General features: G+C 42.0%; 1 protein-coding gene and 1 pseudogene. Both read right to left on the bottom strand.

The genetic code is table 11. The features are described 5' to 3' along the window. Positions 1–275, bottom strand: a 275-nt coding sequence (locus FHL06_RS13045; RefSeq protein WP_153387031.1) for a replication initiation protein, incomplete at its 3' end; no start/stop codon positions are given. Between the two features lie 623 nt (positions 276–898). Continuing rightward, a pseudogene (locus FHL06_RS13040) lies at positions 899–1,399 on the bottom strand (hypothetical protein); the annotation flags it as partial.

Raw genomic sequence — 1,399 nt, 5'->3', positions numbered from 1 at the left:
CTTTCAAATGACAACCCGCTTTTACTTTGGCTACCGAAACGCAAGTCCATCAAATGATTGTAAGTGCGCTTGAGGTCGTCAATAAATCGGCGATTGGCGGTCGGTTTGTAGTTACTAAGGTCTTTCAGCTGGTCAAAGCTAAAGCGTACAGTCTGGTCGCCCTTATCACGCATTCTAGACACAATTGAAAAGAACAGATTCATTTCTGTAGGACTGAATTTACGGAGTGGAATGGTGTTCAGTTCGGGTTGATATTTCACTAACTCATTGCTCATATAATCACCTCAAAATTATTATAGCATATATAAAAGGATTTCATGCCCAAATTAACATGCCTTTAAACAGACAATTCCATGCCTTTAAACAGACAATTCCATGCCTTTAAACAGACAATTCCATGCCTTTAAACAGACAATTCCATGCCTTAATCATCCTGTACCCCTTGGGAGAGTAAGGTAGAACACCCCCTTAAAAGAGGTTTTAAAAGAGGTTTTAAAAGAGGTTATATAAGAGGCGGGGGTCTCCGACTTCGTCTCCGTGCCCCAAAATGCCAAATCAGGACCAAAAACCAAAAAGGAGTGAGCGAAAAACACGCTCACATTTTGCTTGCAGCGTTCACTTCGTTCACTCGCTAAATTCAAAATCAAAAGCGTGGTTCAGGAAAAGCCTCGACTGACGCTCGGCAGGTAAGCCCAGATAGTGCTAGGAGGCCTTATTTTGCGTTCTAAGCCATTTTAAAGGTAATTTAATATAAAACACCTGTTAAGCAAAGAAATGCGTCAGAAGCCAAAATACAAGCCCTGAGAGCAAACCAGTCGGGATAACCGCGTACAAATAATTTTTAATTTCATACCAACTCATATTTTTATGTGTTCGATCAATTTCCGTAGATAAACGGTTAGCGACTTGGTCCATAGTCCCTTGAACGGTCTGGTTTAGGCTGTCGTTTAGGGTTCTCAACGTGTTGTTGTTGTCCTGTTGGACGCTGTTTATCTTTTGCAGTTCGGCGATTGTCCTTTGATTGACGGTCTTTGTCTGCTCGTTGAAGTGGTTTTGCGCGTCTTTTAGCGTCGCGACTAATTGTTCTTTGTTGGTCTCGTTGTTGCTGTTTAAATCGTTCAATGTCTTCTGAAAGGCTTGATTGACGCGCTGACTGGCTTGTTCGATTTGTGTCAGCTGTTCGGTCAGTTCGATTTGTTGTTTGCTTTGTAGTTGAATTTGTGTGCCCTGATAGTTCCTGATTTCTTTCAGGGTCTGATTGAGCGCTGTTAAATCTGTTTGTATCTGGGTTTCTGGTATCTGTTTGGTTGTATCTTGGGTCTCTGGTACGTCTTTCCAACTCATTGTAAATTGCCCCCTTTTCGTAAGCTGTGCCGAGTTTGTTCCCACGTGCTTTATA

It is taken from the genome of Companilactobacillus halodurans (genome assembly GCF_009600985.1).
In the GTDB taxonomy this organism is placed as follows: domain Bacteria; phylum Bacillota; class Bacilli; order Lactobacillales; family Lactobacillaceae; genus Companilactobacillus; species Companilactobacillus halodurans.
Note: the sequence above shows the minus strand (reverse complement) of the source record. Positions and strands in the feature narration are given on the sequence as shown.